Here is a 21,815-nt window from a genome sequence, read left to right as displayed (position 1 = left end):
AAGGCAGCCCGATCACGCCGTCGGGACGGCGGACAGGCAGGTCGGAACACCGGAGGACACGTCCGGCAGCCACCCTGGGAAACGGATGGCGGAAGGCTGCGGACGGTTACGCGGTGCGGCGAGGCGCACTCGGCGCGAGCCGGAACATAAAACACCCATTTCCAGGGCACACGGGCCCAGAACGAATCAGAACGACCCGCTGAGGCTAACAGGACGCCTTTCAGGGGTGCCAACGCATTATTTCTCCGAGCCCCAAAAATCCGTCGTACCTGCACACCGTTCATAGCAAGGTCGCAGGGGAGGGGCGTGGCGGCGGTGCACCGGGCCGACCGTGCGCACACCTGACCCCGGAGCGTCGCACGACCGGTGGGAAGCGTGAAGAGACGGGCCCTTTCCCCGACCACATTCGCACACTGATGAACGCGACGACGGCGCGCGGACGGTGGGGCGGTCACCCCGTGCTTTGATCGGTGCCCAGTTGTACCGCTCCCCCATTTTCGTCCCCACGAAAGGTAAGACCTGCCATGAACCTCGTCCCCCAGGTCGAAACGGCTGAGATCTCCGACGCGGACCTGGACCAGGTGTCCGGTGGCACCGTCGCCATCGGCGCGGCCCTCATAGCGGGCGACGGCCAGTTCGGCGCCGGCCTCCACGCGGAGGCCGGCTGCATCGGCCTCACCACGGGCGTCGGCGCCTCCGCGATCCACGGCGACGCGCACACGACGGTGGCCTGAGCCACCCCGTTTACGTTCGCGGGCCCCGGATCATCGTGTCCGGGGCCCGACGAATGCCGTCCAGACTGCCGGGGTAACGGCGAGGCGGGGGCCGTCGGGGCGCTTGGAGTCGCGGATGTGGATGGTGGCGGGGGTTATCGCGACCTCTACGCAGTCGCTGGGCTCGCTGGTATCGCTGTAGCTGCTCTTGAACCAGGCCAGGTGGCGGGATGCGTCCTTATGGCTCATGTCTCCCCCAGAAGTTGTTCGATGAAGGCCACTGACTCCCGGACGGGCAGTGCCTCGGCCCGGATACTGCCATAGCGCCGTTCGAGGGTTCGTAGCTGCCGGGGATCCGTGACCGGCCGGCCGCCGAACACGTCGTCCGCCCGTCCGACCGCCGTGCCGTCCTCGAACTTCAGCACCTGCAGCCGTCCGCCTCCCGGATGATCACCGCGAGACGTCGGCATCACCTGGATCTCCACGTGCCGCAATTGCTCGACCTCCAGCAGGTGTTCGAGCTGTCGCCGTAGAACCATCATGCCTCCCACGGGACGCCTGAGGGTCGCCTCTTCCTGGACGAAGCTGAGTTCAGGGGCGGGGGAACGTTCAAACATCGCCTTGCGGCCCATGCGCGCGGCGACGGCGTTCTCCAACTCGTCCTCCGTGAGGGCCGGTCGCCGCCTGTCGAGGAGTGCGCGTGCGTACTCCTCGGTCTGCAACAGCCCGTGGAGGCTGTAGCTGCCGTACGAGAGCGACTCGACGGCCCGCGACTCCAGTTTCGCCAAGTCCCGAACCTGCCTGGGGTACCGGACCTTCTTCACGTCCTCCCAGGTGGCCGCGAGCAGCCCGCCCGCGTCGAGCACCTGGTCCGCCTTCTCCAGGTACTCCCGGCGAGGAATCCGCTTCCCGCCCTCGACCTTGTAGACGAGGTCCTCCCCGTAGCCGACGGCGATGCCGAAGTCACCGGCCCGCAGCCCCAGCGCCTCGCGCCGAAGCTTCAGCTGGCGTCCGACCGTGGCCAGGACCGCCACGCCCCACTCGTCGTCCGGGTCGACCTCCCAACCCGGCTCGTCCGTCTCGCCGTTCACCGACATCCGCACCCCTCCTCGTACGCGTCGTATCGCGACAGGCGACACCGTAGGGATCGTGATCACGCCGTGGTGCCGGGAACGGACTACGCCCACGCCATCGGGTGACACGACGGACGCTGCATGAGCTCCTCCCCGTCATCGCGAAGTCCGGACGCGCAGAGCCTCAACGGACCAGTCGAGCACTGGAGCCAGACTCTCCGGGGCCGGCCAGCCGTTGACCACTGCGAGGAGCTGGAGGTACCGCTCCCGGCGGGGGTCGTTCACACTCTCCAGCCGAGTTGCCAGCCGGCGGCGAAGCTCGACGTCGTCGGGGCGGCCGAGGAGTAGCGCGTAGTGCGCCGTGAACGCCGCGACGATCGGATCGGCCTGGGGCGAGGCAGGGGCGATGCCTGCGGCCATGGCCGGGCCGGCCTGGTGCCCGACGACTGCGGCAATGTCGCGCCGCGGGCCCATCGTGTCGCTTCGGGCCTGCTCGGCAGCCTGCTCCTCGGCCAGCCCCCGCACGGCGGCGCGGAAATCCGGGTCCAGGGACATTTCGGCCAACTCCACCCACGCCTGGACCTGCTCTGCCTCCGGGTCGTCGGGCAACTCGGGTGTCATCGAGCGCTTGACCCCCGCGAATGCGGGGGCGGCGCCGAGATCGCCGAAGGCGACCTCGAGGAAATCCTCGATCAGACGTCGGCGTTCGTCCTTGGAGAGCTGGGCCAGCCGGTGCATGAGTTCCGTCTCCTCCGGTGTGGACCCGCGCTCGGCCACCGCCGTCAGCACCGCGCGCCGCAGGCGCAGGACGCGGATCTGCACTGCCAGTGCTTCGGCGTGCGCCGAGGCGACCTCGGGAAGCGAGAGCTCGCGGTCCACGACCTTGCGGACCGTGGGAAGGTCCAGTCCCAGCTCGCGCAGGGTCCGCACGAGGTCCAGGCGTGCGACGGCGTCGACGCTGTAGAGGCGGTAGCCGGCCGGGCTGCGGTCCGTCGGCGCCACGATTCCGCGATCGGAGTAGAACCGAACGGTCTTGACCGTGAGACCGGTCCGCCGAGCGAGTTCGCCGATCGAGTAGAGCGTGTCGCCGTCCATGCCCCCACCTTCGCGTCTCCCCCTACGGGAGACTCAAGCCCTTCGCCTGCCGGCCGCGCCTCACCTCCGCACCCTCTCCACCCCCTCCGGCACGTGCCCCGCGACCACGCGCTCACGTACGACGGCCGCGGCGCCGCGGCGCCGGTCCACCGCCCAGGCCGCCCCCGCGACGCCCAGACCGAGCACCGCCAGCCCCGCCCCCGCCAGGGCCGGGGACGTGACGCCGAAGCCGGCCGCCAGGGCGAGGCCGCCGATCCAGGCGCCGCCGGCGTTCGCGAGGTTGAAGGCGGCCTGGTTGGCCGAGGAGGCGAGGGACGGGGCCGCGGTGGCCTTCTCCATCACCATCAACTGGAGGGGGGAGCCGGTGACGAAGGCGGCCATGCCGAGCAGGGCCACCGACACGGCGGCCGTGACCGGGGTGCGCATCAGGACGGGGAAGAGGGCGAGGACCACGACCAGTGCGGCGAGGCCGCCGAAGAGGGTGCCGCGCAGGGAGTGGTCGGCCAGGCGGCCGCCGAGCAGGTTGCCCGCGGTGGCGCCGACGCCGAACAGGGCCAGCAGCAGCGTCACGCTCGCGTCCGCGAAACCGGCGGCGTCCGTGAGCATCGGCGTGATGTAGCTGTACGCCGCGAAGAGCGCGCCGAAGCCCGCGACCGTGGTGCCGAGCGCCAGCCAGACCGGCAGGGAGCGCAGGGCGGCCAGTTCGCCGCGCAGGCCCGTGGTGGGGGCGGGGGCGTGCTCGCGCGGGATGAGGACGGCCAGGGCCGCTATCGCCGCGACGCCGATCGCGCTCACGCCGAGGAAGGTGGCCCGCCAGCCGAGCGCCTGGCCCATGGCGGTGGCCGCCGGCACGCCGACGATGTTGGCGACGGTGAGGCCCAGGAACATGAGAGAGACGGAGCGGGCCTTGCGTTCGGGGGCCACCATGCCGGTGGCGACGACCGCGCCGACGCCGAAGAAGGCACCGTGCGGCAGGCCGCTGACGAAGCGGGCGGCGAGCAGGGAGATCTCGCCGGGCGCCACGGCCGACAGGGCGTTGCCCAGCACGAAGAGCGCCATCAGGGCGATGAGGACGGAGCGGCGGGACATCCGCGTGGTGGCCGCCGCCAGCAGCGGGGCGCCGATGACGACGCCCAGCGCGTAGGCCGATACGAGGTGGCCCGCGGTGGGGATGGAGATGTTCAGGTCGTCCGCGACGTCGGGCAGCAGGCCCATCATCACGAACTCGGTGGTACCGATGCCGAAGGCGCCCACGGCAAGGGCGAGCAGGGCCAGGGGCATAAGGGGGCGTGCCTTTCGAGAGCGGAGTGCGCAAGGGAGGGACGACTGTATGTTCCCCTACGGAACAAAGGCTCTCAGGGCAGGTATTCCACGGGCGAACTTCAGGAGGCCGTTGTGTCGACCTTCACACGCGCGGCGATCGGCAGGTGGTCGCTGCCCGTCGACGGGAGGGTCCAGCTCGTCATCGGCTCGACCCCGTCGACCAGGATCTGGTCGATGCGGGCCATCGGGAAGGACGCCGGCCAGCTGAAGCCGAAGCCGTTGCCGACGGCTCCCTGCGGGGAGCGCATCTGCGAGGTGATCGCGGTGAGCGAGCGGTCGTTCATGGTGCCGTTGAGGTCGCCGAGCAGGATCTTGCGGGGCAGCTTCTCGTCGGCGATGGCCTCGCCGAGGGCGTCGGCGCTCTTGTCCCGCTGCCGGGCGGTGAACCCCGCCTCCAGCTTCACCCGGACGGAGGGCAGGTGGGCGACGTACACCGCGAGCGGCCCGGACGGGGTGGTGACAGTGGCGCGCATCGCACGCTTCCAGCCCAGCTGGATGTCCACCGCCCGCACGTCGGCGACCGGGTACTTGCTCCACAGCCCGACGGTGCCGACGACGGCGTGGTGCGGGTACTTCGACTCCAGCGCCTTCTCGTACGTCGGCACGGCGGACGCCTTCAGCTCCTCCAGCGCCAGCACGTCCGCGCCCGACGCGGACACGGCGCGGGCGGTGCCGGCCGGGTCGGCGTTGTCGGCGTTGACGTTGTGCGTGGCCACCGTGAGATCGCCGCCGGTGCCGGTCTTGTCGAAGAGCAGGCCGCCGAAGAGGTTCAGCCACACGCTCACCGGCAGCACCAGCGCGATCAGCGCCGTCGCCGACTTGCGGACCACGGCGATCACCAGCAGGACCGGGATCAGGAGGCCGAACCACGGCAGGAAGGTTTCGGTGAGGCTGCCCAGGTTGCCGATGGCGTTCGGGATGTGCGAGTGGGCCGCCATGACCGCGGAGAGAAGGAGCGCGACCGCGGCCGTGACCAGGCCCCGCGTCCAGATCCGCCGGTCGCCGCGCCATCCGGTGACCACCCGGCCGACCAGGCGCCGAAGCCGGTTCCCCCGGTGCTCGGGATCCGAGCCGCCGTTGTCCGTCTCCGTCATGTACGCCTGCTGCGCCATACCGTCGCCTCACTGCCCGCCGTGCTCACCGTCGCCCCCGTGACTCAGCACCATAGGGGATGATCGGTTCCGATCCTGCCGTCCTTCGACGGCCGTACGGGCACTGGGACGAGCGAGTCGCCGCGCGGAGTTCCGCATCCCGCCGGGTCGGGTCGCTCTGTGACAGAACGGGCACATTTCACCCCGTGAGCCGATCAGTGGCACGTGACGAGGGTCCCCTAGCCGGGGAGACGGCGGAAGTGCCACCATGGGAGGGATCCGGGGACGCCGTCAGGGCGCCTCGAGATGACATGAAGGAGCCGTTGCCATGACGCAGCTTTCGGCTGCCCCGACGCCGCAGCGCACCCCCGGGGACGGGAGCAGGGCGCTGTACGGGGGCAAGATCAACCGTCGCATCACCGTCCGGGACATCACCGCCGCCAAGGAGCGCGGCGAGAAGTGGCCCATGCTCACCGCGTACGACGCGATGACCGCGTCCGTCTTCGACGAGTCCGGCATCCCCGTGATGCTCGTCGGCGACTCCGCGGGCAACTGCCACCTCGGGTACGAGTCGACCGTGCCCGTCACCCTGGACGAGATGACGATGCTCTCGGCCGCCGTCGTACGGGGCACCAGCCGCGCCCTGATCGTCGGCGACCTGCCCTTCGGCTCCTACCAGGAGGGCCCGGTGCAGGCGCTGCGCTCGGCGACCCGCCTGGTCAAGGAGGCGGGCGTGGGGGCCGTGAAGCTGGAGGGCGGTGAGCGGTCGCACGAACAGATCCGGCTGCTCGTCGAGTCCGGCATCCCCGTGATGGCGCACATCGGCCTCACCCCGCAGTCCGTGAACGCCATGGGCTACCGGGTGCAGGGCCGCGGCGAGGAGGCGGCCCAGCAGCTGCTGCGCGACGCCAAGGCCGTGCAGGACGCGGGCGCCTTCGCGGTCGTCCTGGAGCTGGTGCCGGCCGAGCTGGCCGCCGAGGTGACCCGGACGCTGCACATCCCGACCGTCGGCATCGGCGCGGGCGTCGAGACCGACGCCCAGGTGCTGGTGTGGACCGACATGCTCGGGCTGACCGGCGGCCGGGTGCCGAAGTTCGTCAAGCAGTACGCCGACCTGCGCCAGGTCATCGGCGACGCCGCGAAGGCGTACGCCGAGGACGTCGTCGGCGGCACCTTCCCGCAGGACGAGCACTCCGTCCACTGACAAGCCACCGCGGTACGACACCGGCCCCGCCGATCTTCCCCCGTCGGCGGGGCCGGTGCTTCTCGCGGCGCCGTCGGCGGCCTGTCGGTGATCGTGTCGGCGGTCTGTCGGTGGTTTGTCGGTGGGGGCTGACAACGTCGTCGGCATGAAGCGAATCGACGACAACCCCTCGGCCGCGGACGCCGCGGTCACAGTACGGGGGCTGGTCAAGCACTACGGCGAGACCAAGGCGCTGGACGGTGTCGACCTGGACGTGCGCGAGGGCACCGTGATGGGTGTGCTCGGACCGAACGGCGCCGGCAAGACCACCCTCGTCCGCATCCTGTCCACCCTCCTCGCAGCCGACTCCGGCCAGGCGCACGTCGCCGGCTACGACGTCGTACGGCAGCCCCGGCAGCTGCGGCGGGTCATAGGCCTCACCGGGCAGTACGCGTCCGTGGACGAGAAGCTCCCCGGCTGGGAGAACCTCTACATGATCGGCCGGCTCCTGGACCTGCCCCGCAAGGAGTCGCGTGCCCGGGCCGACGAACTGCTGGAGCGGTTCTCGCTCACCGACGCCGGCAAGCGGCCCGCGGCCACCTACTCCGGCGGCATGCGGCGCCGCCTCGACCTGGCGGCGTCCATGATCGGGCGCCCGAAGGTCCTCTTCCTCGACGAGCCCACCACCGGCCTGGACCCCCGCACCCGCAACGAGGTGTGGGACGAGGTCAAGCGCATGGTCGGCGACGGCGTCACCGTGCTGCTCACCACCCAGTACATGGAGGAGGCCGAGCAGCTCGCCTCCGAGCTGACCGTCGTCGACCGCGGCGAGGTCATCGCGAACGGCGGCATCGAGGAGCTGAAGGCCAAGGTCGGCGGCCGCACCCTGCGCGTCCGCCCGACCGACCCGCTGCAACTGCGCCCGCTCGCCGCCTTCCTGGACGAGCTGGGCATCACCGGGCTGGCCAGCAGCACGGTCGACACGCAGCGCGGCGACGTCCTGGTGCCGATCCTGAGCGACGAGCAGCTGACCGCCGTGGTCGGCGCGGTCACCGCGCGCGGCCTCACCATCGGCTCCATCACCACCGAACTGCCCAGCCTGGACGAGGTCTTCCTGTCCCTCACCGGCCACCGCGCCAGTGCCCCGCAGGACCCCGCGCCCACCGACGCCCGCGAGGAGGTCGCCGTATGAGCGCCGCCACCACCACTCCCACGGACGACGCCCGCATCTCGCTGCGCGGCCACGCACGTCACACCAGCGCCCTGGTCCGCCGCAACCTGCTCTGGATCCGGCAGGACCCGGAGTCGATGTTCGACGCGCTGCTGATGCCGGTCGTCTTCACCCTGCTGTTCGTCTACGTCTTCGGCGGGTCCATCGGCCAGGCCCTGGGCGGCGGGCAGGACGGCTACGTGCAGTACGTGATCCCCGGCATGATCGCGATGATGAGCATGACGCTGTCCCAGGGCGTCGGCACCGGGTTCAGCCAGGACTTCAACTCCGGTGTCATGGACCGCTTCCGGTCGCTGCCGATCGGGCGCGGCTCGGTGCTCTTCGCGAAGATCGCGGTGGAGATGGTGCGGATGCTCTTCGCCACCGCCGTGCTGATGATCGTCGCCGTGCTGGTGGGCTTCGACATCAACCACTGGGTCGGGCTGTTCGCGGCCGTGGGGCTGTCCGCGGTGTTCGCCTCGTCGATCATGTGGGTGTTCCTCACCCTCGGGGTGATCCTGAAGAACGCGCAGTCCGTGCAGGCGATGGGCTTCCTGGTGCTGTTCCCGCTGCAGTTCGGCTCGTCGATCTTCGCGCCGCCGCAGTCGATGCCGGGCTGGCTCCAGGCCTTCACCGACTACAACCCGCTCTCCACGCTCGCCGACGCGGCGCGCGGCCTGATGGTGGGCGGCCCGGTCGCGCACGACCTGTGGATCACGCTGGGCTGGTCGGTGGCGATCACGGCGGTGATGGCGCCGGTCGCCATCCACAAGTTCCGCACGAAGAGCTGAGTCGCGTACGCGGTCGTGTACGCGTCAGACGAGGGCGACGGCCTCCCCGGGGGAGAGGCGGCCGCCCTCGGCGTACGCGGCGTCGTACGCCTCGGCGCCGAGTGCCGTGCGGACGCGTTCCACGGCCCGCCCGCGCGCGTCCCGTTCCAGGCCGGACGACACATGGCCGGGCGGCAGCATGGCGTCGGCGGCTCCGATGCACCGTGCGCCGTCCGCGGCCCGGCGCCCGCCGTCCACGCGGGCCAGGGCCATCGCGGCGATGGTCAGGTAGGCGGACCGCATGTGCGGGGCGATGGCCGCGGACAGCGGGTCGTCGGCCCGCTCCAGCGACTGGCGGACCTTGGTCAGGCACTCCTCGTGCCGGTCCTCCAACGTGGCGAGCCATGCCTCCGCGGCGAGGATGAAGGCGTCGAAGACCACGAAGTGCGCGATGGTGAACTCCTCGCGCAGCAATCGAAGTTGCTCGCTCGCCTCGGCGGTACGGCCGGTCATGCCGAGGTGGCCGGCGAGGAAGAGCCGGGCGGCGGGCATCGCGCCGTTGTGACCGGTGCCGCGGTTCCGCTCGATCACGTCGCGCAGGATGCGCTCGCCCTCCTCCTCGTCGCCCGCCTCCAGCAGCACGCTGCCGAGGCGGGCGTCGAGGACGTCCACCTGGGCGTGCGCGCCGAGCCGCTCGGCGTGTTCCGCGGCGGCCCGGTAGTCGGCGGCGGCGAGCGTGTACTCGCCGGTGCGTTCGCGGGCCTCGGCGCGTCCGGAGAGGGCTTCGGCCATGCCCCAGGCGTCGCCGAGGCGGCCGTAGATCTCCAGCGACTCGTCGGCGTCACGGGTGGCGTCGCCCGCCCAGTCGGTGCGGTTGGCCAGCATGTTGGCACGCATCTGGAGGGCGCCGGCCAGCTCCCACTCGTAGCCCGGGGTCTCGCGGCAGGTCCGCACGGTGGCGTCCTGGATCTCGCGCAGCCGCTCGACGTCGCCGGCGAGCAGCACCGCGAAGAACCAGAGCACCCCGGGGCTGCGGCAGGTCTGCGGCATGCCCGGCTCGTACGTCGCCGCGATGACCCGCAGCTTGCCCTGGGCCGCGGGGCGCTGCCAGGCGTCCAGTTCCGTGTCCATGCAGGCCAGGTGAGCGAGGTGCACCCCGCGCCGGGCCTCGGCGAGGATCTCGCCGGTCATCGGGGGCGGGGCGGCGGTGCAGCGCTCCCACACCGGCTGGGCGGGGCGGACCGGTTCGGCGAAGGGGTCGGGGCCGAGGGCCATGATCTCGACGAACCAGTTCCGGGCCTCCACCCGCAGGTCGCGCATCTGCCAGTACCAGACCAGGGACAGGGAGAGGGAGAGCGCCTCCTGCTCGTCGCGCTCGGCGATGGCGTGGCGCAGGGCGGTGCGCACGTTCTCGTACTCGCGCTCCAGCCGCTCGATGGCGGCGAGTTGCTGCGGGCCGCGCAGCAACGGATCCGTGGTGCGGACGAATTCGCGGTAGTGCGTCAAGTGGGCGCGTTCGGCGGCGGCGCGGCCGCCCGTCTCGTCGAGGCGTTCGCCGGCGTACTCGGCGACGGTCTCCAGGAGCCGGTAGCGCATGCCGTCGCCGGTCTGCCGGTCGGTCACGGGCGCGGCGACGACGAGGGACTTGTCGACGAGGGAGCCGAGGGCGTCCAGGGCGGCGGGCCCGCACACGGCCTCGGCCGCGGCGAGGTCGCAGCCGCCGGCGAAGACGGAGAGCCGGCCGAGCACCTCCCGCTCGTCGGCGTCCAGCAGGTCCCAGGACCAGTCGACCACCGCGCGCAGCGTCTGCTGGCGGGGCAGGACGGTGCGGCTGCCGGAGGTGAGCAGACGGAAGCGGTCGTCCAGGCGGTCGGCGATCTGGCGTGGGGTGAGCATGCGCAGCCGGGCGGCGGCCAGTTCGATGGCCAGCGGCAGGCCGTCGAGGCGGCGGCAGATCTCGGCGCAGGCGGCGGCGGTCTCGTCGTCGGCGTCGGGGCGGAAGCCGGGGCGGGCGGCGGCGCCCCGGTCGGCGAGCAGCCGCAGCGCGGCCGGTTCGGGCAGCGGCTCCACCGGGCGCAGGGACTCCCCCGGTACGCCGAGGGGTTCGCGGCTGGTGGCGAGGACGGTCAGGTGGGGGCAGCGGGCGAGCAGTTCCTCGGTCAGGCGGGCGGCGGCCTCGACGACGTGCTCGCAGTTGTCGAGGACGATCAGCATGCGGCGCCGGCCGCAGTGCTCGACGAGGCGCTCGACGGCGGTGGCCCGCCGGTCGGCGCCCACGGCCCGCATCTCCTCGGCACCGGCGCCGTACAGCACGGTCTCGCGGGCGCCGAGGGCGGTCAGCACGGCCTCGGGTACGGCGTCGGGGTCGTCGACGGGGGCCAGCTCGGCGAGCCACACGCCGTCCGGTGCGGTGTCCCCGGCGCCCTCCGCGGCCTCCTGCGACAGGCGGGTCTTGCCGGCGCCGCCGGGCCCGAGAAGGGTGACGAGACGCGTGGTCGCCAGGTCGGCGCGCAGGCACTCCAGGTCGGCGTCCCGGCCGACGAAGGAGGTGAGCCGGGCGCGGAGGTTGCCCCGGGGTCGGGGGGCCGCGGCGCGAGGTGCGTCGGCGGCATCGGCGCCGGCCCGGGTGGCCGCGGCGGGATCCGCGCCGGCTCGCGGTGCCACGGCGGGGGCGGGCGTCCGGCCGCCGGGTGCCGTGGGCGTCACCCGTTCCCCGGGCGCGAGCAGCTCCGCGTGCAGGGCCCGCAGTTCGGGCCCCGGGTCGGTGCCGAGCCGGTCCGCGAGCAGGTGCCGTACGGCCTCGTAGGCGGCCAGTGCCTCGGCGGTGCGGCCGGTGTCGCGCAGGGCGCGCAGCCGCAGCGCCTGGAGGGACTCGTCCAGGGGATGTCCGTCGCACAGCGCGGTCAGCTCGGGCAGGGAGCGCTCGGCCGCCCCGAGGCCGAGAGCTGCGGTGTGCCGGGCGCGCAGGGCGTCCAGGTGCCTGGTCTCCCAGCGGGCCGCCTCGGCGGTGCGGTCGGGCAGGTCGGCGAGGGCGGGGCCGCGCCACAGGGCGAGGGCGTCGTCGAGCACGACGGCCGCCTTCGCGGGGTCGCCGTCGGCGAGGGCGCGGCCGCCCTCCCCGACCAGCCGGTCGAAGCGGTGCAGGTCGATGTCGTCCGGGGCTGCGGTGAGCCGGTACCCGCCGTCGGCCGAGGCGACCGCGTCCGCGCCGAGCGCCCGGCGCAGCCGCCCGACCAGTGCCTGGAGGGCTCCCGGCGCGTCGGCGGGCGGATCCCCGTCCCACACCTCCTCGACCAGCAGCCCCACGGGCACGGCGCGGCCGGACCTGAGCGCGAGCACGGTCAGCAGCGCACGCAACCGTGCCCCGCCGAGCGGGACGGCCGTGCCGTCGGGACGGAGTACCTGTGTGGTGCCGAGGATGCGATAGCGCACGGGCGCCATTGTCCCTGGTGCGGTCGGAGCCGGTCACGGGGTTTTGGCGGCGCGGCGGGGCGGGGCGCCCTGCCGGAACCGCCCGGCACCCGCGGGACGTTTTGCCGGTGGGCCCGGTACGGTCGGGCAGTCCCGCAGGTCTTATGCGTGTTCGAGTACCAGGGAGTTCCATGACCACCGCCACCGCCCGCCCCAGTGACCGGCGGGTCAGTCCCGTCTTCCTCGGGATCGTCGCCGTCGCTGCGGTCACCGGGTGGGCCACCTGGAGCGGGTTCGCCGAACAGCCGGGGCTTGCCCTCTTCCTGTTCGTGACGGCGGCGTGGGTCGTCTCGCTGTGCCTGCACGAGTACGCGCACGCCCGCACCGCGCTGCACAGCGGGGACATCTCGGTCGGCGCGAAGGGCTATCTCACGCTGAATCCGGTCAAATACACCCATGCCCTGCTGAGCATCGTGCTCCCCGTGCTGTTCGTGATCATGGGCGGGATCGGGCTGCCCGGCGGGGCCGTCTTCATCGAGCGCGGGCGGATCCGGGGGCGGTGGCGGCACAGCCTGATCTCGGCCGCGGGCCCGCTGACGAACGTGCTGTTCGCGGTGGTGTGCACGGCGCCGTTCTGGCTGGACGCGCTGGACGGGGTGCCGCGCGACTTCCGGCTGGCGCTGGCCTTCCTCGCGCTACTCCAGGTGACGGCGGCGATCCTGAACTTCCTGCCGGTGCCGGGTCTGGACGGGTACGGGGTGATCGAGCCCTGGCTGTCGTACAACGTGCGGCGGCAGGTGGAGCCGCTCGCGCCGTTCGGGCTGCTGATCGTGTTCGCACTGCTGTGGATCCCGGCCGTCAACGGGGTGTTCTTCGACGCGATCGACGCGATCCTGCGCGGGCTGGGGATCGGTGAGATCGACACGTACTGCGGCTTCGAGCTGTACCGGTTCTGGCAGACCGACGAACTGTGCACGGTCGCCGGGTGACGGCGCTCAGCCCGTGACGGACTCGCGGCGGGTGTCCCGGCCCCGCTTGACGTAGTACCAGCACATGTTGGACGACAGCCCCGACAGCAGCACCCACACGACGCCGATCAGCACGCTGCCCTGCACGAAGGAGACGACGGCGGCGGTCACCGCGAGGACGCAGACGACCAGGGCGTAGAGGGCGAGGCGGGGCATGGGGCTGGCTCCTGTCGGGGGACACGTGCGGGTGACGCGGGTACCGCGGCACCCACCAGTGTCCCCCATCGGCTCAGACGTCCGTGACGCGGAGCCCGGCGTGTGCCTTGTAGCGGCGGTTGACGGAGATCAGGTTGGCGACCAGCGACTCGACCTGGTGGGCGTTGCGCAGCCGTCCGGCGAAGATGCCGCGCATGCCGGGGATGCGGCCGGCGAGTGCCTGCACCCGCTCCACGTCGGCGCGCTCCTCGCCGAGGACCATCACGTCGGTGTCGATCTCGTCGATCTCCGGGTCCTGGAGGAGGACCGCCGAGAGGTGGTGGAAGGCGGCGGTGACCCGGCTGTCCGGCAGCAGGGCGGCGGCCTGCTCGGCGGCGCTGCCCTCCTCGGGCTTGAGCGCGTAGGCGCCCTTCTTGTCGAAGCCGAGCGGGTTGACGCAGTCGACGACGAGCTTGCCGGCCAGTTCCGCGCGCAGGGACTCGAGGGTCTTGCCGTGACCCTCCCAGGGCACGGCGACGATCACGACGTCGCTGCGGCGGGCGGTCTCGGCGTTGTCGGCGCCCTCGACGCCGTGCCCGAGTTCCGCGGCGGCGGCCTCCGCGCGTTCGGCGGCGCGCGAGCCGATGATCACCTTCTGGCCGGCCCTGGCGAGGCGGTACGCGAGGCCCTTGCCCTGCGGGCCGGTGCCGCCGAGCACGCCCACGACCAGCCCGGAGACGTCGGGCAGGTCCCAGGGGTCCTTGGCGGGGGCCTTCTGTGCGGCACTGTCGGTAGAGGTCATGGGCCGACCCTACGTCCGCCCCGGTCACGACGGTCGTACGGGTCTCGGCGCCGTTGGCGGGCCCTCCCCCGTGTCCCCGGGTCGGGCGAATCCGGGGCGAACGCCGGACCGGGCGGGCGGGGTTGCGGCAGGATGCGGCCGCATGGACGCCGTACGGGTCGCGCTGCTGCGGGAAGTGCTCGCCGGGACCGAGTGGCTGGGGGCCACCCGGAGATTCGCGGGGGCGCTGCGGGGGTCGGTGGTCCCGCACGGGGGCGGGCTGCTGCTCGTGGGCACCGCCGAGCACGAGCCCTGGCATCTCGCGGCGCACTTGGTGGACGAGGCCGCCTGGTCGGGGACGCCCGAACTGGCGCCCACGCTGGTGCGGCACGACGCGCGTCCCACGGACCCGGCGCATCTGGCGGTGGGCCTCGGGCGGCTGGCGGCGGCCCGGCGCGGGGAGACGCTGCTCGTGGTGACGCCCGCCGATCCGGGTGCCCCGCTGCTGGAACGGGTGCACGACGCCCGCCGGGCCGGTGCGACGGTGCTGTCGCTGGGCACCGACCGCGGCCCGGGGGAGCGGGAGCTGACGGCGATGGCGCACGAGGCACTGACCGTGCCGGACGGCGCCGAGCTGGACCTGGACACGGTGCAGCACCTGGTCAGCGCGGCGGCCGGCGAGAACGCGGTGCCGCCGCCCCGGGGCCGCCACCGCTTCCGCGACCGCATGTCCCGCCTGGCCGACCACCTGACGGCCCCGCCTCCGTCCGGTTGGTGACGGCCGGTCCGGGGTCTCGGGAAAACCGGTTGCCGTCGTTCTCCGCCCGGCCCGACGATGACTCCTCGTGACCGAAGCCTCCCCCGTCTCCGCCGACGTGCCCGTCGGTCTGCGTGCCCTGCTGCCCGACCTCTCTCCCTGGCGGGCCTCCCGGGACTTCCGGCGGCTCTGGGTCGCCGGGCTGATCACGACCTTCGGGAGCTTCCTGACCTTCGTCGCGCTGCCGGTGCAGATCAAGGAGCTGACCGGGTCCGCGGCGGCTGTGGGTGCGATCGGCGCCGTGGAGCTGGTGCCGCTGGTGGTGTTCGGGCTCTACGGCGGCGCGCTGGCCGACGCCTGGGACAAGCGGAAGCTGATCGTGTGGACGGAGGCCGGCCAGGGCGTGCTGTGCGCCGCGCTGCTGGTCAACTCACTGATGCCGAGCCCCGCCGTGTGGCCGCTCTACGTGATCGCCGCGCTCACCTCGGCGCTCGGCGCGGTCCAGCGCCCCGCCCTGGACGCGCTGATCCCGCGGATCGTCGCCCATGAGCACCTGCCGGCCGCCGCCTCGCTGAACGCGCTGCGCTGGCAGGTCGGCGGGATCGCCGGGCCGGCGCTGGCCGGTGTGGTGGTGGCGTACGCCGGTCTCGGCTGGGCGTACGCGGTGGACCTGGTCACCTTCCTCGCCTCCGTGGCCCTGGTGGTGGGCCTCGCCTCCGCGCCCGCCTCGCACGAGGCGGCGAAGCCGTCGTGGGCGGCGATCGCCGAGGGCGCCCGGTACGCGTGGAGCCGCAAGGAGCTGCTGGGCACGTACGCGGTCGACCTGGCGGCGATGTTCCTGGCGATGCCGCTCGCGGTGCTGCCGTTCCTGGCGGACGAGCTGGACGCCGAGTGGTCCCTGGGACTGATGTACGCGGCGATCCCGGCGGGGTCGCTGCTGGTGAGCGTGAGCAGCGGGTGGACGTCGCGGGTGCACCGGCACGGGCGGATGGTGGTGCTGGCGGCGGCCGGGTGGGGTGTGGCGATCGCCGCCGCGGGGGTCGCCGGGAACGTGTGGCTCGTGCTGCTGTGCTTCGTCCTGGCCGGCGCCTGCGACATGGTCAGCGGCGTCTTCCGCAGCGCGATGTGGAATCAGACCATCCCGGACGAGCTGCGCGGGCGCCTCGCGGGCATCGAGCTGCTGTCGTACTCGGTGGGCCCGCAGCTGGGGCAGGTCCGGGCGGGCGGCACGGCAGCGCTCGCGGGGGTGCGGGCGTCGGTGTGGTCGGGCGGGCTGCTGTGCGCGGGAGCGGTGGGGCTGCTGGCGCTGTGTCTGCCGACGATGATGACGTACGACGTGCGGACCAACGAGCACGCGGTGCGGCTGCGCGAGAAACGCGCGGCCGCCCGCACGCCGGACGCCTGATCAGGCCCCGTGCCGAGGCCCGGTCAGGTGTGCGGTCACTCGTCGTCGGAACGGCCCGCGGGGGCGTCGTGCCACTTGGGGTCGTTCTCCCATTCGAGGTTGCGCTCGCGGGCGGTCTGCATCGCGTGCTCGGCCTCGGCGCGGGAGGCGTACGGGCCGAAGCGGTTCTTCGCCGGGCACTCCGGGCCCTCCTCGACCTTCTTGTGCTCCAGGCAGTAGTACCACTCGCCCGGCTTGCCGACCGTGCGCTTCTTGAACAGGGCCATGACCAGCTCCTCTCGCCACCGACATGTTCCCCCATGCCCGCTGGTTAGACTCCTTCGCATGTCTGGCCAGTCGCTGCTCGTACCAGGGGAGCTGTCTCCCACCCGTCCCGTGCCCGGAAACATCCGGCGACCCGAGTACGTCGGGAAGCCCGCACCCACGCCGTACACCGGTCCGGAGGTGCAGACGCCCGAGACCGTCGAGGCGATGCGCGTGGCCGGGCGGATCGCGGCGCGGGCGATGGAGGAGGCCGCGAAGCTCATCGCGCCCGGCGTGACGACGGACGAGCTGGACCGGGTGGCGCACGCGTACATGTGCGACCACGGCGCCTACCCGTCGACGCTCGGTTACCGGGGTTTCCCCAAGTCCCTGTGCAGCTCGGTCAACGAGGTCATCTGCCACGGCATCCCGGACTCCACGGTGCTGCGCGACGGCGACATCGTGAACCTCGACGTGACGGCGTACATCGGCGGTGTGCACGGCGACAACAACGCGACGTACCTGGTCGGCGAGGTGGACGAGGAGAGCCGGCTGCTGGTCGAGCGGACCCGGGAGGCGCTGGCCCGCGCGATCAAGGCGGTCCGGCCGGGACGGCAGATCAACATCATCGGCCGGGTCATCGAGTCGTACGCCAAGCGGTTCGGGTACGGGGTGGTGCGGGACTTCACCGGGCACGGCATCAACACGTCGTTCCACTCGGGGCTCATCGTCCCGCACTACGACAGCCCGCACGCCACGACGGTCATCCAGCCCGGGATGACCTTCACCATCGAGCCGATGCTGACGCTCGGGACGCACGAGTACGACATGTGGGACGACGGCTGGACGGTCGTGACGAAGGACCGCCGGCGGACGGCCCAGTTCGAGCACACGCTGGTGGTGACCGACTCGGGGGCGGAGATCCTCACCCTCCCGTAGTCCCCGCCGCGCCCGCTGAAGGCCCGCACTCTCGGAGGTGCGGGCCTTCGCATGTCTGGGTAGGCTTTTGCCGACAGACCGTCGGAAAGACTCTTGACTTAGGTAAGCCTAACCATAGAAAATCGGCCCATGGACTCCTTCTCGACCCTCATCCGCACGGCGTCGCACGAGCAGCACGTGGAGGCCGAGACCTCCACCTTCATGAGCGACCTGCTCGGCGGCCGGCTCGGCGTCGACGCGTACGCGCGCTACACCGAGCAGCTGTGGTTCGTCTACGAAGCCCTGGAGAGCGCCGCCGACCGCCTCGCGGCGGACCCGGTGGCGGGTCCGTTCATCCGTCCGCAGCTGCTGCGGCTGGCCTCGCTGGAGCGGGACCTGGCCCATCTGCGCGGCCCCGGCTGGCGTGCGGGGCTGAGCGCCCTGCCCGCGACGGAGGAGTACGCCGCCCGGGTGCGCGAGTGCGCCGATCAGTGGCCCGCGGGGTACGTCGCCCACCACTACACGCGCTACCTGGGCGACCTGTCGGGCGGTCAGATCATCCGCGACAAGGCGGAGCGGACGTGGGGCTTCGCCCGCAAGGGCGACGGGGTCCGCTTCTACGTCTTCGAGGAGATCGGCAACCCGGCCGCCTTCAAGCGGGAGTACCGCGAACTGCTCGACGGCATCCGCGCGGACGACCTGGAGAAGCAGCGGGTGGTGGCCGAGTGCAAGCGCGCCTTCGCCCTGAACACGGGGGTCTTCCGGGCGCTGGGCGAGGAGTTCCCGCTGTCCGCCTGATCCGGCCCCCGGACCCGGGTGCGGTGCCCTGCGGCTTCACCGCTCCAGGCGCACCCGCCCGCCGATCTCGATCCAGCCCTCCGGCTGCGGGGCGGTGAGGATCTGCGAGCCGGCGCCCTGCGTGATGTTGAGCGCGCGGCCCAGCCGCTCGGTCAGCAGCAGCGCCGCCGCACCGGTCGCCTCGTCCTCGTCGATGCCGTCGCCCCGGCCCGGGAAGGCACGGGCCCGCACCCGCCCCGCCGCCTCGTCCTCCCACGCCCAGGCATAGACCCAGTCCCCCGGCGGCGGCACCGGCAGCTCCTCCACCTCGGCGGCGGTGGCGTACTGGCGCAGGGTGCGCGGCGGGGCCCACTCGGGGCGGGCCTCGATCCAGCTGAACTCCCCGTCCAGCCGGGCGCCCACCACCCCGGCCGGGGTGACGAGTTCGGGCACGTCGAGCAGCCAGGCCGTGCCCACGCAGGGGTGCCCGGCGAAGGGCAGGCGCAGGGTGGGCGTGTAGATGTCGACGACGCCCCGCTCCGGGTCGTCGACGAATACCGTCTCGCTGAAGCCGAGTTTCGCGGCCAGCTCCTGCCGCCGCCCCGGCTCGGGCACCACGGAGCCCTCCCGGACGACGCCCAGCTCGTTGCCGTATCCGCCGTTCGGCGCGCAGAAGACGCGCAGTACGTCGTAGTCAGTCACCGGGGCATTCAAGCATCGTCCGGAGGGCCGGGGCGGTCCGGGAGTCCGCCCCGGCCCGTGTCGGACTACTGCTGGGTCCGACGCCTGCGGGCCGCGTAGACCGCGCCCGCGCCGATCGCGACCGCGACGCCCGCGGCCCCGGCCAGGGCCGGGCCCGGGATGTCGGAGCCGGTGGTGGCGAGGCTGCCGCCGCCGGTCGAGCCGCCCGTGGTCGTGCCGGTGCCGCCGATGGTCGAGGCGGTCCCTCCGGTGCCTCCGGTGCTCCCGCCCGCCGAGCCGCCGGTGCCGCCGGTGCCGCCGGTCGTGCCCGCCGAGCCGCCGTCCGGGAGCTGGGCACCGTCGCTCAGCGCCACCGACAGGTCGACGGTGTCCAGGGCCGTGCCGGCCGGGTAGAAGTCGCCGAAGGCCTTCGCGCCGGCCGCGGTGAGTGTGGCGGCGACGTCGTCGGCCGTGATGACGTCCTTCTCGGCCGTGAGGTCGGCGGACTTGGCCTTGAGGTCGGCCAGCACCACGCCCTTGGTGAGCGTGCCGAGGCTGTTCACGTCGGCGCTCAGCTTGCCGCTGCCGCCGTCGAGGGTGGCCTTGAGGTTGCTCAGGGTCAGGTCGAGGCCGTAGGTGCCGCCCGACTGGTGGCCCTTGAAGTTGACGGCGCCCTTGAAGGCGGCGGTGAGCTTGTCGGCGTCGGTGTCGTAGGTGCCGGTGGCGTCCTTGAAGGTGAAGGCGCCGTTGCCGGCCGCCTGGGTGGCGCCGCCGGAGACGGTGACCCTGCCCTTGGCTATGGGGCCGACGACATAGGCGCGGAAGGACTGCTTCACGCCCCAGCCGAGGGTGCCGTCGGCGACCTCGCCCTTGGTGGCGGCCTCGGTGGCGGAGGCGGACGGGCTCGCCTCCGTGGTCTTCGTCGACGTCGGGGCGGGTGACTCGGTCTCGGGCTGCTCGGTGGGGGCGGTCTGCGAGGCGGACGGGGACGGTTCCTGCGTCTGCGTCTGCGACGGGGAGGGCGACGGCGAGGCGGGCGGCGTGCTCGGCGGCGTCTTCTGGACGACCGTCAGCGGATCGCCGGCCGCGCCCGCGTAGCTCGCGCTGCCGAGGTACTCCCCCGCCTCGGCGGTGAGGGTGGTGGCCATGTCCTTCATCTCACGGGTCACCGCGACCGTGGCGAGCGGGACGTCGTCGCCCTCGGTGGTCTTGGGGGCGCCCGCGGAGGTGTCGACCTTCTTGATGTCGGCCGTGATCTCGCCGGCCTTGCTGTCGAAGCGCACGTCGGTGAGCGTGATCTCGAAGCCGTGCGCCGCGGACTTGCTCACCAGCCCGCCCTTGAAGGCCAGGTCGACGGTGTGTCCCGTGGTGTCGTAGGTGCCGGCGCCGTCGACGAAGGTGAAGGCGCCGTTGCCGGCGGCCTGGGTGGCGCCGCCCGAGGTGGTGAAGGTGCCGAACATGCCGACGTAGTTGCGGTACGTCTGCTTGATGCCCCAGGTCAGCTCGTAGTCCTTGAGCGGGACCTCGGCCGCCGTGGCGGTGGTGGCGCCGGCCGTGACGAGGACGGTGGCGCCGAGCGCGGCGGCGGTGGCCACGGCGGCGGCGAGGGCGGTGGAGCGGCGTCGTCTGACGGGCATGGCTCGGTTCTCCTTGGGTGAGGGGTCGCCGGGGGGGCGGTCCGGTGTCGTGTGTCTCCGGGGGTCAGCCCTCGTCCGCGGGGGACGCGGCGGGCCGGGCCCGGCGCCTGCGCAGGGCGACGGCCACGAGGGCCGCGGCCACCAGCAGCAGGGCGCCGGCCGTGAGGGAGACGGGCAGGGCGGGGAAGTCTCCGTCGTCCGTGGCGCTCGCGACGGGGGCGGCGGAGGTGTCGGCCCCGGTCTTCGCGGGCCGCGGGGTCGGGGTGGTCGTGGGCTCGCTGCCGAGGTCGGGCAGGGCGGGCAGTTCGGCGTCGGCGGTGAGGGCAACGACCAGGGACAGCGGGTCCATGGCGGTGCCCGCCTGGTACATGCCGCCGAACGCCTCGGCGCCGCGCGCGGTGAGCTTCGCGGGGGCCTCGGTCACCTTCACCAGTCCGCCGGTGGCCTTGAGGTCCTTCGCGGTGAAGGTGACCAGGGGCACCTTGCGGTCCTCGACGTCGGGGCCGGTCACGTCGGCGTACAGGGTGCCCCTGCCGTCCTCGACGGTGGCCCGCACGGCGCTCAGCCGCAGGTCCAGGCCGTGGGCGCCGGTGAAGCGCACGGCGCCCTCGAAGGCGGCGGTGAGGTCGCCGTCCTCGAACGTGCCCTCACCGCCGGGGAAGCGGAAGAGCGCGCCGCCGTCCTGGGCGCCCGCGGAGAGCGTCCACCGGCCGTCGGCGATGTCGCCGGTGACGTACTCGCGGAAGGTGCGGCGCACGCCCCAGTCGACGGCCCCGTCCTTGATCGCGCCGCCCGGAGTCGCCTTGGGCTTCGGGGACTTGTCGGCCGGGGCGGGGGTGTCGGCCGGCTCCTTCTCCGGCTGCCGTGCCGCCGCCGCGACGTCGGCGGACAGGCTCACCGGGTCGAGGGCGGTGCCGGCGGTGTAGTAGCCGGCGAAGGAGCGGGCGCCCTGGGCGGTGAGGGTGGCGGGCACGTTGGTCAGGGCCACGGTGTCGCCGCCGCCCCGCATGTCGATGGAGCCGAGGGAGAGGGTGGCGAAGGGCACCTGACGGGACGTCGTGACCGCCCCGGTGCCCTTCGCCTTGCTCGTGACGTCCACGAGGAGCGTGCCGGTGGTGCCGGAGATGCTCACGGTGGGGCGGCTGACGGTGAGGTCGAGCTGATGGTCGCCGCCGCTCGTGCGGTGGCCGAGGAAGCGCACGCCGCCGGAGAAGCCGGCCCGGAAGGTGCCCCGGGCGCCGTCGTAGGCGCCGGTCGCGGAGTGGAAGCGGAAGGCGCTGCCGCCGACGGTGGCCGCTCCCCCGTTCAGCGAGTAACTCCCCTTGGCGATGGGCCCGGTGACGTAGCTCTGGAACGACGACTTGATGCCCCAGTCGAGCCGTCCGCCCTGCACGGTCCGGCTCTCGGCGTGGGCGGCGGTCATGGGGAGCAGGGCTCCGAGGACGGCCGCGCACAACACGGTGACCAGGGCACGAAGGCGGGCGGGCATGGCGAAGTCCTCCGGATCGGGGGGCCGGTAGCGAACGAAGGTAAGGCTAACCTAAGCTCTAGCGGACTGATACCGGCAGTCGACGGAAGGACGGG

21 protein-coding genes are annotated in these 21,815 nt (G+C 72.8%); 9 read left to right on the top strand and 12 right to left on the bottom strand.

The window, feature by feature from the left end:
* Positions 1–524 precede the first annotated feature (524 nt).
* Positions 525–734, top strand: a complete 210-nt coding sequence (locus ACGF3J_RS03900) for a hypothetical protein (protein ID WP_161331059.1) — start codon at positions 525–527, stop codon at positions 732–734.
* 30 nt (positions 735–764) lie between these two features.
* Here ACGF3J_RS03900 and ACGF3J_RS03895 read toward each other — a convergent pair whose 3' ends face one another.
* The 5 genes from ACGF3J_RS03895 to ACGF3J_RS03875 all read right to left on the bottom strand — a co-directional run bounded on the left by ACGF3J_RS03895 (position 765) and on the right by ACGF3J_RS03875 (position 5,316).
* Positions 765–962, bottom strand: coding sequence for a DUF397 domain-containing protein (locus tag ACGF3J_RS03895; protein ID WP_161331060.1), 198 nt, complete (start codon positions 960–962; stop codon positions 765–767).
* Positions 959–1,810: a helix-turn-helix transcriptional regulator gene (locus ACGF3J_RS03890; RefSeq protein ID WP_161331061.1), complete on the bottom strand. Its 852-nt coding sequence runs from the start codon at positions 1,808–1,810 to the stop codon at positions 959–961. Before ACGF3J_RS03890 ends, ACGF3J_RS03895 begins: the two co-directional genes overlap by 4 nt.
* A 132-nt stretch (positions 1,811–1,942) precedes the next feature.
* Positions 1,943–2,881 carry a MerR family transcriptional regulator gene (locus tag ACGF3J_RS03885; RefSeq protein ID WP_161331062.1) on the bottom strand — a complete coding sequence of 313 codons (939 nt, stop codon included), beginning with the start codon at positions 2,879–2,881 and terminating at the stop codon, positions 1,943–1,945.
* A 60-nt stretch (positions 2,882–2,941) separates the two neighbouring features.
* The gene (locus tag ACGF3J_RS03880; protein WP_161331063.1) at positions 2,942–4,162 is read right to left on the bottom strand and encodes an MFS transporter; all 1,221 of its coding nucleotides are present in this window, start codon (positions 4,160–4,162) and stop codon (positions 2,942–2,944) included.
* Between the two features lie 101 nt (positions 4,163–4,263).
* Entirely contained in the window at positions 4,264–5,316 is a 1,053-nt protein-coding gene (locus tag ACGF3J_RS03875) for an endonuclease/exonuclease/phosphatase family protein (RefSeq protein WP_161331064.1), read from the bottom strand.
* A gap of 307 nt (positions 5,317–5,623) precedes the next feature.
* Here ACGF3J_RS03875 and panB point away from each other — a divergent pair, with 307 nt between their 5' ends.
* The 3 genes from panB to ACGF3J_RS03860 all read left to right on the top strand — a co-directional run bounded on the left by panB (position 5,624) and on the right by ACGF3J_RS03860 (position 8,479).
* Positions 5,624–6,499: a 3-methyl-2-oxobutanoate hydroxymethyltransferase gene (gene panB / locus ACGF3J_RS03870; RefSeq protein ID WP_161331065.1), complete on the top strand. Its 876-nt coding sequence runs from the start codon at positions 5,624–5,626 to the stop codon at positions 6,497–6,499.
* A 145-nt stretch (positions 6,500–6,644) separates the two neighbouring features.
* A complete protein-coding gene (locus ACGF3J_RS03865) occupies positions 6,645–7,670 on the top strand; it encodes an ATP-binding cassette domain-containing protein (RefSeq protein WP_161331066.1) in 1,026 nt (341 codons plus the stop codon).
* The gene (locus tag ACGF3J_RS03860; RefSeq protein WP_122620423.1) at positions 7,667–8,479 is read left to right on the top strand and encodes an ABC transporter permease; all 813 of its coding nucleotides are present in this window, start codon (positions 7,667–7,669) and stop codon (positions 8,477–8,479) included. The genes ACGF3J_RS03865 and ACGF3J_RS03860 overlap by 4 nt, the downstream gene beginning before the upstream one ends.
* 24 nt (positions 8,480–8,503) lie before the next feature.
* On the opposite strand, the gene ACGF3J_RS03855 is transcribed toward ACGF3J_RS03860, so the two are convergent.
* Positions 8,504–11,899 (bottom strand): BTAD domain-containing putative transcriptional regulator, encoded by a 3,396-nt coding sequence (locus tag ACGF3J_RS03855; protein ID WP_393853447.1) that lies wholly within the window; start codon positions 11,897–11,899, stop codon positions 8,504–8,506.
* A gap of 161 nt (positions 11,900–12,060) precedes the next feature.
* Between ACGF3J_RS03855 and ACGF3J_RS03850 the strand changes: the two genes are divergently transcribed.
* A complete protein-coding gene (locus tag ACGF3J_RS03850; RefSeq protein ID WP_161326214.1) occupies positions 12,061–12,858 on the top strand; it encodes a site-2 protease family protein in 798 nt (265 codons plus the stop codon).
* Between the two features lie 6 nt (positions 12,859–12,864).
* On the opposite strand, the gene ACGF3J_RS03845 is transcribed toward ACGF3J_RS03850, so the two are convergent.
* The gene (locus ACGF3J_RS03845) at positions 12,865–13,122 is read right to left on the bottom strand and encodes a hypothetical protein (protein ID WP_382811885.1); all 258 of its coding nucleotides are present in this window, start codon (positions 13,120–13,122) and stop codon (positions 12,865–12,867) included.
* A 4-nt stretch (positions 13,123–13,126) separates the two neighbouring features.
* A complete protein-coding gene (gene npdG, locus ACGF3J_RS03840; protein WP_161326213.1) occupies positions 13,127–13,834 on the bottom strand; it encodes an NADPH-dependent F420 reductase in 708 nt (235 codons plus the stop codon).
* 142 nt (positions 13,835–13,976) lie between these two features.
* Between npdG and ACGF3J_RS03835 the strand changes: the two genes are divergently transcribed.
* Positions 13,977–14,591, top strand: a complete 615-nt coding sequence (locus ACGF3J_RS03835) for a hypothetical protein (RefSeq protein WP_161326212.1) — start codon at positions 13,977–13,979, stop codon at positions 14,589–14,591.
* A 67-nt stretch (positions 14,592–14,658) separates the two neighbouring features.
* Positions 14,659–15,975, top strand: coding sequence for an MFS transporter (locus tag ACGF3J_RS03830; protein WP_346345935.1), 1,317 nt, complete (start codon positions 14,659–14,661; stop codon positions 15,973–15,975).
* Between the two features lie 35 nt (positions 15,976–16,010).
* Here ACGF3J_RS03830 and ACGF3J_RS03825 read toward each other — a convergent pair whose 3' ends face one another.
* Positions 16,011–16,241 carry a hypothetical protein gene (locus ACGF3J_RS03825; protein ID WP_125494282.1) on the bottom strand — a complete coding sequence of 77 codons (231 nt, stop codon included), beginning with the start codon at positions 16,239–16,241 and terminating at the stop codon, positions 16,011–16,013.
* Between the two features lie 58 nt (positions 16,242–16,299).
* On the opposite strand from ACGF3J_RS03825, the gene map reads away from it, so the two are divergent.
* Positions 16,300–17,157, top strand: coding sequence for a type I methionyl aminopeptidase (map, locus tag ACGF3J_RS03820; RefSeq protein ID WP_161326211.1), 858 nt, complete (start codon positions 16,300–16,302; stop codon positions 17,155–17,157).
* A 129-nt stretch (positions 17,158–17,286) separates the two neighbouring features.
* Positions 17,287–17,934, top strand: coding sequence for a heme oxygenase (biliverdin-producing) (locus ACGF3J_RS03815; protein WP_161326210.1), 648 nt, complete (start codon positions 17,287–17,289; stop codon positions 17,932–17,934).
* 36 nt (positions 17,935–17,970) lie between these two features.
* Here ACGF3J_RS03815 and ACGF3J_RS03810 read toward each other — a convergent pair whose 3' ends face one another.
* The 3 genes from ACGF3J_RS03810 to ACGF3J_RS03800 form a co-directional block, all read right to left on the bottom strand.
* Positions 17,971–18,615 carry a PhzF family phenazine biosynthesis protein gene (locus ACGF3J_RS03810; protein ID WP_161326209.1) on the bottom strand — a complete coding sequence of 215 codons (645 nt, stop codon included), beginning with the start codon at positions 18,613–18,615 and terminating at the stop codon, positions 17,971–17,973.
* 65 nt (positions 18,616–18,680) lie between these two features.
* Positions 18,681–20,231 carry an HtaA domain-containing protein gene (locus tag ACGF3J_RS03805; protein WP_393853446.1) on the bottom strand — a complete coding sequence of 517 codons (1,551 nt, stop codon included), beginning with the start codon at positions 20,229–20,231 and terminating at the stop codon, positions 18,681–18,683.
* Between the two features lie 64 nt (positions 20,232–20,295).
* Complete coding sequence (locus ACGF3J_RS03800; protein ID WP_161329712.1) at positions 20,296–21,720, bottom strand: HtaA domain-containing protein; 1,425 nt, start codon at positions 21,718–21,720, stop codon at positions 20,296–20,298.
* Between the last annotated feature and the right edge of the window lie 95 nt (positions 21,721–21,815).

Origin of the sequence: Streptomyces sp. NPDC048171, assembly GCF_043202655.1 — a bacterium.
In the GTDB taxonomy this organism is placed as follows: domain Bacteria; phylum Actinomycetota; class Actinomycetes; order Streptomycetales; family Streptomycetaceae; genus Streptomyces.
Note: the sequence above shows the minus strand (reverse complement) of the source record. Positions and strands in the feature narration are given on the sequence as shown.

What these genes read in the sequence shown, in the direction of transcription:
- ACGF3J_RS03900 (WP_161331059.1), top strand. Translation starts at nt 525, where the DNA reads ATGAACCTCGTCCCCCAGGTCGAAACGGCTGAGATCTCCGACGCGGAC.
- ACGF3J_RS03895 (WP_161331060.1), bottom strand. Translation starts at nt 962, where the DNA reads ATGAGCCATAAGGACGCATCCCGCCACCTGGCCTGGTTCAAGAGCAGC.
- ACGF3J_RS03890 (WP_161331061.1), bottom strand. Translation starts at nt 1,810, where the DNA reads ATGTCGGTGAACGGCGAGACGGACGAGCCGGGTTGGGAGGTCGACCCG.
- ACGF3J_RS03885 (WP_161331062.1), bottom strand. Translation starts at nt 2,881, where the DNA reads ATGGACGGCGACACGCTCTACTCGATCGGCGAACTCGCTCGGCGGACC.
- ACGF3J_RS03880 (WP_161331063.1), bottom strand. Translation starts at nt 4,162, where the DNA reads ATGCCCCTGGCCCTGCTCGCCCTTGCCGTGGGCGCCTTCGGCATCGGT.
- ACGF3J_RS03875 (WP_161331064.1), bottom strand. Translation starts at nt 5,316, where the DNA reads ATGGCGCAGCAGGCGTACATGACGGAGACGGACAACGGCGGCTCGGAT.
- panB (WP_161331065.1), top strand. Translation starts at nt 5,624, where the DNA reads ATGACGCAGCTTTCGGCTGCCCCGACGCCGCAGCGCACCCCCGGGGAC.
- ACGF3J_RS03865 (WP_161331066.1), top strand. Translation starts at nt 6,645, where the DNA reads ATGAAGCGAATCGACGACAACCCCTCGGCCGCGGACGCCGCGGTCACA.
- ACGF3J_RS03860 (WP_122620423.1), top strand. Translation starts at nt 7,667, where the DNA reads ATGAGCGCCGCCACCACCACTCCCACGGACGACGCCCGCATCTCGCTG.
- ACGF3J_RS03855 (WP_393853447.1), bottom strand. Translation starts at nt 11,899, where the DNA reads ATGGCGCCCGTGCGCTATCGCATCCTCGGCACCACACAGGTACTCCGT.
- ACGF3J_RS03850 (WP_161326214.1), top strand. Translation starts at nt 12,061, where the DNA reads ATGACCACCGCCACCGCCCGCCCCAGTGACCGGCGGGTCAGTCCCGTC.
- ACGF3J_RS03845 (WP_382811885.1), bottom strand. Translation starts at nt 13,122, where the DNA reads ATGGGGGACACTGGTGGGTGCCGCGGTACCCGCGTCACCCGCACGTGT.
- npdG (WP_161326213.1), bottom strand. Translation starts at nt 13,834, where the DNA reads ATGACCTCTACCGACAGTGCCGCACAGAAGGCCCCCGCCAAGGACCCC.
- ACGF3J_RS03835 (WP_161326212.1), top strand. Translation starts at nt 13,977, where the DNA reads ATGGACGCCGTACGGGTCGCGCTGCTGCGGGAAGTGCTCGCCGGGACC.
- ACGF3J_RS03825 (WP_125494282.1), bottom strand. Translation starts at nt 16,241, where the DNA reads ATGGCCCTGTTCAAGAAGCGCACGGTCGGCAAGCCGGGCGAGTGGTAC.
- map (WP_161326211.1), top strand. Translation starts at nt 16,300, where the DNA reads ATGTCTGGCCAGTCGCTGCTCGTACCAGGGGAGCTGTCTCCCACCCGT.
- ACGF3J_RS03815 (WP_161326210.1), top strand. Translation starts at nt 17,287, where the DNA reads ATGGACTCCTTCTCGACCCTCATCCGCACGGCGTCGCACGAGCAGCAC.
- ACGF3J_RS03805 (WP_393853446.1), bottom strand. Translation starts at nt 20,231, where the DNA reads ATGCCCGTCAGACGACGCCGCTCCACCGCCCTCGCCGCCGCCGTGGCC.
- ACGF3J_RS03800 (WP_161329712.1), bottom strand. Translation starts at nt 21,720, where the DNA reads ATGCCCGCCCGCCTTCGTGCCCTGGTCACCGTGTTGTGCGCGGCCGTC.